Consider the following 6,290-nt stretch of genomic DNA (forward strand, 5'->3'; position numbering starts at 1 on the left):
GCTAAACTATTGAGTTTTCAAGGCTTCATAGTTTTTTTGATGTGGGAAGTTTAAGTAAGTAAAAAGAAGCCCCACAAGTTGTATAGTTGTTGAGCGTAGTTTGTTAATATTATTTATAGATTTATGTCAGGCTTTAACAGGTTATGCATCCCTCAATGAATAGAATGTTTAAAATTTATAGCCTGTTTATCGTTTTTAAGTAGTTCATGTGTAATCATACGTGGACTATTTTATTTTGCTTAAATGAGCTTAAATTGATTTTTAGGATTAACATTTAATTTGATGATGCTAACTTTTGCTAACGTCTTAAAAGTAAAGCTGTAATTAATTTAATTGAGGTAAAAATATTTATGTCGAATAAAGAGATAGAAACAATTAAGACAAGTGATTACTTGAAAAATACTTTTAATGAATTAATTGCTATTTCTGGTAGATGCTACACTGAATTACTACCAGAAAATTTTACTAAGTTAAAACCATATCCTAAAAGTTGGAATAAACTAATAAGAGATGCTGAAAGATTGACATATATCACGGTTAAAGCAATGTATGAAATTGAAGATAGACCCAGAACACCATATAGAACTATCTTGGTTTCTTGCTATGTAAAAGGAATGTGGAATTATGAGGTACAGCATTTAATCGGATATTCGAAAAGTCGATACCAAATTTTCAAAAAGCAAGCTATAAAAGAATTTACGATTAGGTTTAATAGCAATATGACAAGATGCACGGATTTACCCCAAATTATATTAATTAATTGAGGCTAGAATTAAACACTAAAAAACAACAGCCGTATATTTAAATACAGCTGTTGCCAGTTAAATTAATTCGAATTAGTTTTACTTAGATAGTTTGGTAGATTGTTAGCTAGATCTTTAATAGATATTGTTTTGCCTTGCTGAATCAAATAATTAATAGCACTTTCAAAGTCATATAAGGTTAATCCGCTTTCTAGTTGCTTTTTTATTAAAGGTATTTGATCAAAAGAGATAATATAATTTTTAGTGGTGTAGCGTCTCAATATTTGCTGTAATACTTTACACTGATAGCCAATATTAAAACCATCATATGCAATATAATTAATCTCTTCTTTAACAGATTGAGCATCTTTATTATTAGATGTTTGATCTGTTTTTACTTTGGATGCTGAATTGTATGGAGTTATCTCTTTGCCCTTTTCTGAACCACTTTTCACAGTAATATTATATTTTTGTGTTTTAGGTGGGTGAGAAGTGCTTTGTTCAGCATCTAATTTATTTAATTCATAAATATCTTTTAAGCTTTCAGGTATAACAGAATTGACGCCCACTAAATCTTTATTAGAAGAAGACGAATGAAAATGAGTCTCTTTATTAATATTAATTAATACTTTATTAGTTGCTCGTTTTTGTCCTAGCTGGCTTCTCATTTTTGTCATAGGTGGCTTCTCATTTTTGTCATAGGTGGCTTCTCGTTTTTGTCCTACCTTTTGAAGTTTTCCACAGTCAATAGGTGGTAAATTAACTTCAATTCCTACACCCGTAATTGAGTTGAATATAATATAATTCTTTGATGCTAATTCTTTAATAGCACGCCCAATCGTTTTAGGTGTTTTGTTCAATTCCTTTGCTATATCTGTTTTAGAAACAATAAAGATAGGGCTAATATCGGGTATCTTTCTATCCTTATTAATTTTTGTTTGCTTTTGACTTCTAGAATAGAGCGAACCGTAGACCAGTAAAGCGTTTTGAGATAAATTTTTATTACGTATTATTGAAATTGGAATAAGAATATATTTTTTCTCGTTTACTTGTGCTACTTTGATGCTACGACCTTTGTAGTTAGCTTTTTGCTTGCTACTTATTAGTTTTGATCTTTTTAGATCATGCATTGAGCGTTGAATAGATGCAATAGACCTATTAAGCCGTTTAGCTAGTTCATTATCTGTAATATCGCACTTATGATATTTAGAATATAGTCCATTCAATTCTCCATATACCAATAAAGTAAGCTTAGACAGTTTATATTTTTGAATTAAAGCAAGTGGGATTTTTAAATTAGGATTAGTCATAATTCACCACTTCTCTTAGTAAAAAAACATCCTTGTTAGGGATGTTTTGATATACGTGTCAACAGCCTTAAATAAGCTCGTCCGCAATATTTCTTATTCAATCTGTTATAATTTGTTCTGTAAAAATTATTGCAATGGTTTTTACTTTTTGCCTTTAACTACGCCAATAGTTAAAGGCTTTTTTGTTTGGCATTTTGGTTTTTGTGACGGCATCTCATGATCTTTGAGCCATTGAGTTATGCTTTGTTTACCGTAGAGCTTACGACCGCCAATAATGGCAACTGGCATTCCTAATTTAGCCCAATAGCCTATCGTAGATTCAGCAACGCCAAAATATTTTGCTATGTCTTTACGGTTTAAGTATGGTCGGGTATTAGTTACTTGCTGAATACCGTCTTTAACAATGGAAAATACCAGCGTTTTAATTTCTGCTGTTTGTTTATCATCTAATTTGACTTGCATGGTTTAAACTCCTTTTCTTAAAAATCTAGGCTTTCTAAGTAAGATTAAAAAGCATTGAGGTAAAGACACATAACCGCCCACGCTGTCGAGTTCTGCAAACTCTATTCTTATAGGCTTTATATGCAATCTATGTAAAATTCGTTTAATCATGATTTTCTTCTTTCTCGTTAACGCAATAATTGAAAACTTCACTTTGATCTTGTAAGCTTTCAGCACAAAAAATTAAATATTGCTTCAATTCATTTGAATTAATAGCTTGCTCTTTTTTATCGGAACTTGGCTTTAAATTAGCGGGACAGGTTACAACGTCCATGATTGTTTTAGCAATACTAGACGTAAATTCGCTGTTTTTCTTGAAGAAATCAGATAAAACCACATCATTCTTAGCTAATTGCTTCATAGAACCAGCGTATAAGGCTAATTCGAGTGAAGTCCCTTTAATTCTGTCATCATCTAAATTGAAATTTGATTCTTTTGTTTGTTGCATCTTTAGGCTTCCTTTTTATTAGATATAATGGCTATTTGTTGAGCCATTGGAGTATTTTCCATAGCTTTTAAAACTTGACCACGGCGTATATATTCCATTTGAGCGGTTTTTATGTATTCCGCGTATTCTTTTGGAGTTTTGAAACGATAATAGCCATTGTTAGTAGTACTACCAACGTCAAAATGTTTAAGCCGTAGCTTTCTAACTATGCTGATAACTGTACGTTTGTTTATATGCAAGATATTAGCAAGATATGAACCCTGTACGGCGTTCTCTTTACCAACGGGGAGAAGATCATATAATTTCTTTTCTTGCTTTGTGAGTGTGGCTTGTTGGCTAGGGAACGTTAAACCATTAAAATTTAAAGCTGTTTGCATGAAATTCATGTTATTCACCTCTTTTCTATTGGGATGCATCCCAGAAGCTAGGGCACTTGTTGAGCGCTCTTTTTTGTTACATTACTTTGCTACTTTTACAAGGTCATTGTTATATTCATCAATCAGCCAATCATTTAACTTCTTAAATGTAATAGAAGTCACGTTTCTATGGTTATGCTTGAAAATATCGATTAAAGTCCATTTACTAACGCCTGTAGCATTTGCAAGGCTGTTAATGGATAAATCTAGTTCGCCACGTTTTCTTTTAATGGCTGTAACCTGTTGATCTGATAATTGCATTTTTGCCTCCTTTCTGCTAACAGATTGTTAGCTAACACATAAAATAATATGCTAACATAATGTTAATGTCAATAATATTGTTCACATTTTGTTAGCTTTTGTGATAACATATTTTTAAAATATATAAGGTGGTGAAGCTATGAATCGGATAAAAGAGCAAAGAGAGAAACACAACTTAACTCTTAGAAAATTAGGTGAAAAAGTAAATATGAGTAGTAGCAGGATTAGCCAGTATGAAACAGGCAGGCGTGAGCCAAAACTTGAAACATGGCAAAAGCTAGCAGATTTTTTTAAAGTGTCTGTTCCATATTTACAAGGCTTAACAAATAATAAAGTTTATTCCGAATCTGATATAAACAAATTACTATATGAATTAATTCAACAAAATTCATTTTCAAATAAGACTAATAATACTAATCCAGCCTTTAATTATTTGCTACTTATAACGGATGATATGAAAATACCTGATGATATAAATAAATTTGTTGATGATTTACAAGACAAACATTTTGTACAAAATACATTTAATTTTGTGTTTACTAATCCAGCAATAGAGCCATTATTAACTAATGCTGAATATGCTAGCTCAATAAATGCTGATAAAGTTAAATCACTGTTATTAACAGCTCTTGATGCAAAAAATAGTGAGCTAATGAGAGATGAAAAGTATTTTGATAATTTCATGTTAAATGAAATAAAATTAACTACTTACTTAGATACAGATCACACTAAAACAGAAAAGGAAGAGATGATTAGGACAGCACGTAACACTTTTGTCCATAAAGGGGCTGGCTTTTTTAAATCGTCTTCTAAAAAATGTACTGGTTCAATGTCTAAAACATTGTCAGCTAGTTTTGTGCCTAGAAAAGCAACGGCAGTAAATCCTAAAGTAATGTCAGCAAGTTCTTTTAATTTGCTCAATCCTTTATCAGTAGCAAGTCGTAAGCCTTTTGTTAATGCTGGCTCTGTAAAGCCTTTTAATTTAACAAAAATGACAACTAGTAAAAAAGATAAAGCTAAAAAATTAGAGTTAGAAGAAATTAGTAAAACAGATCATAAGAAATAGTTGGGTTGCATCCCTTAGTAAGTTTTTTCTAAGAAGCTCACCAGCATGTTAACAGCTTTAAATAAGCTCGTTCGCAACAAGGCAATTTAAAGAGGTTATTAACATGAATGATGATATTAAGAGTTACACCACACCTAGTGGCAATAAGCGTTATAAATTCACTATCTATCTTGGTAGGGATGCAAGGACAGGTAGACCACGCCAAATAAGGAAGCAAGGGTACAAAACTGAAAAGCAAGCTAAAAAAGACTTCTTACAAATTCAAGTTCAAATTGCCAACGGTGAGTATTCACCAGAAAAACAGCAACGCTTGAAGTTTAAAGAAGTCTATGAAAAATGGCTTGATATTTACTCTAACGGCATTAAGGAAAGTACATTAGCTACCACAATACGAATTATTGAGGGGCATGTTTTACCAGATTTAGGCAAGTATTACATTGATAGTATCAATATGCTTGAATGTCAGAAAGCCGTTAACCAGTGGTACAAAGATGCACCACGAACATATAAAAAGTATATCCGCTATGCTAATAGGATATTCCATTATGCTATGCACCTTGAATTAATTGATAGTAGTCCAATGGATAAAGTCATGAGACCACGGGTAAAGCCTAGAAAGAAATATATCGACTTTTACACTAAAGACGAATTAAACAAATATCTTGAAGTAGCATATAAGTTTGGCATTGAAGCTTATACGTTGTTTTATGTTTTGGCTTATACAGGCTTGCGTAAAGGTGAGGCTCTAACGCTTGAATGGAAAGATATTGACTTTAAAAATAAAACTTTGAGTGTACAGCGCACTTTATCAAAGGGCATTAAAGACCGCCTATTAATTCAAACGCCAAAAACAATAAATAGTATCAGAACTATCTCATTAACTGCTGATACTGTGAAAGTTTTGAAGGAGTGGCAAGCGGAACAACGCAAGGAAGTTAATGTAATTAGCATTAAAGGTGGCGGCATCAATCAGGATAATTTTATTTTTAATGGCATGATTGATAACTACCCCGACAACATTCCACTTTCTTACACCACCGTTAGCACATGGAACAGCAAAATAGCCAAAAAAGCTAAGTTACGGCATATAAGAATCCATGATTTTAGGCATACTCACGCTTCTTTGTTGTTTGATGCTGGTATTTCTATGCAAGATATAAAAGACCGTTTAGGGCACGCTTCAATTAAAACCACAATGGATATTTACACGCACCTACCAAAGAAGAGACGTGAAAAAACAATGAATAAGTTTTCGGATTATATGGAATCGTAAGTTTTAAGATTATAATTTTTTGTAGCAATATTAATTGGAGTTTTTTGGAGTTTTTCAGGAATAAAAACCCGTTGAAAACATCAATTTGTAGCAATATTTGTAACAATATCATTTTGCTAATTGTGGCATCCCTTGATATTAGGGCACGTGGAGCGTTGGGAGTATGATCCCAGCTAACCCAATAAGCAAGATCAGGCAGTGAGCCTGATCTTTTTTGTTGTGTGTCGGGCATGACATTTCATCTAGTCTAGTGAAAGTCTAGACCACGGGTA

General features: G+C 32.4%; 8 protein-coding genes. 3 read left to right on the forward strand and 5 right to left on the reverse strand.

Annotation, left to right across the window (positions count from 1 at the left end; genetic code table 11):
- Positions 1-350 precede the first annotated feature (350 nt).
- Positions 351-764, forward strand: coding sequence for a hypothetical protein (locus tag CP357_RS09250; protein ID WP_098037145.1), 414 nt, complete (start codon positions 351-353; stop codon positions 762-764).
- 62 nt (positions 765-826) lie between these two features.
- Here the strand turns inward: CP357_RS09250 and CP357_RS09255 are convergent, their stop codons facing one another.
- From CP357_RS09255 to CP357_RS09275, 5 genes are all read right to left on the reverse strand, one after another.
- The gene (locus CP357_RS09255) at positions 827-2,053 is read right to left on the reverse strand and encodes a helix-turn-helix domain-containing protein (protein WP_098037146.1); all 1,227 of its coding nucleotides are present in this window, start codon (positions 2,051-2,053) and stop codon (positions 827-829) included.
- Positions 2,054-2,194: 141 nt separating this feature from the next.
- Positions 2,195-2,515 (reverse strand): DNA-binding protein, encoded by a 321-nt coding sequence (locus tag CP357_RS09260; protein WP_198995874.1) that lies wholly within the window; start codon positions 2,513-2,515, stop codon positions 2,195-2,197.
- A 142-nt stretch (positions 2,516-2,657) separates the two neighbouring features.
- Positions 2,658-3,002, reverse strand: a complete 345-nt coding sequence (locus CP357_RS09265) for a hypothetical protein (protein WP_098037147.1) — start codon at positions 3,000-3,002, stop codon at positions 2,658-2,660.
- A gap of 2 nt (positions 3,003-3,004) precedes the next feature.
- Entirely contained in the window at positions 3,005-3,388 is a 384-nt protein-coding gene (locus tag CP357_RS09270; RefSeq protein WP_098037148.1) for a hypothetical protein, read from the reverse strand.
- Positions 3,389-3,460: 72 nt separating this feature from the next.
- On the reverse strand, positions 3,461-3,679 hold the full coding sequence (locus CP357_RS09275; RefSeq protein ID WP_098037149.1) for a helix-turn-helix transcriptional regulator: 219 nt from the start codon (positions 3,677-3,679) through the stop codon (positions 3,461-3,463).
- A gap of 139 nt (positions 3,680-3,818) precedes the next feature.
- Here CP357_RS09275 and CP357_RS09280 point away from each other — a divergent pair, with 139 nt between their 5' ends.
- Together CP357_RS09280 and CP357_RS09285 are read left to right on the forward strand one after the other, a co-directional pair.
- Positions 3,819-4,745: a helix-turn-helix transcriptional regulator gene (locus CP357_RS09280; RefSeq protein WP_098037150.1), complete on the forward strand. Its 927-nt coding sequence runs from the start codon at positions 3,819-3,821 to the stop codon at positions 4,743-4,745.
- Between the two features lie 103 nt (positions 4,746-4,848).
- Positions 4,849-6,018: a tyrosine-type recombinase/integrase gene (locus tag CP357_RS09285; RefSeq protein WP_098037151.1), complete on the forward strand. Its 1,170-nt coding sequence runs from the start codon at positions 4,849-4,851 to the stop codon at positions 6,016-6,018.
- The last annotated feature ends 272 nt before the right edge of the window (positions 6,019-6,290 follow it).

Origin of the sequence: Lactobacillus sp. UMNPBX6, from assembly GCF_002553975.1 — a bacterium.
Classification (GTDB): domain Bacteria; phylum Bacillota; class Bacilli; order Lactobacillales; family Lactobacillaceae; genus Lactobacillus; species Lactobacillus gallinarum.

Coding starts and splice junctions, on each gene's coding strand:
- CP357_RS09255 (WP_098037146.1), bottom strand. CDS start 2,053: ATGACTAATCCTAATTTAAAAATCCCACTTGCTTTAATTCAAAAATAT.
- CP357_RS09260 (WP_198995874.1), bottom strand. CDS start 2,515: ATGCAAGTCAAATTAGATGATAAACAAACAGCAGAAATTAAAACGCTG.
- CP357_RS09265 (WP_098037147.1), bottom strand. CDS start 3,002: ATGCAACAAACAAAAGAATCAAATTTCAATTTAGATGATGACAGAATT.
- CP357_RS09250 (WP_098037145.1), top strand. CDS start 351: ATGTCGAATAAAGAGATAGAAACAATTAAGACAAGTGATTACTTGAAA.
- CP357_RS09275 (WP_098037149.1), bottom strand. CDS start 3,679: ATGCAATTATCAGATCAACAGGTTACAGCCATTAAAAGAAAACGTGGC.
- CP357_RS09285 (WP_098037151.1), top strand. CDS start 4,849: ATGAATGATGATATTAAGAGTTACACCACACCTAGTGGCAATAAGCGT.
- CP357_RS09270 (WP_098037148.1), bottom strand. CDS start 3,388: ATGAATTTCATGCAAACAGCTTTAAATTTTAATGGTTTAACGTTCCCT.
- CP357_RS09280 (WP_098037150.1), top strand. CDS start 3,819: ATGAATCGGATAAAAGAGCAAAGAGAGAAACACAACTTAACTCTTAGA.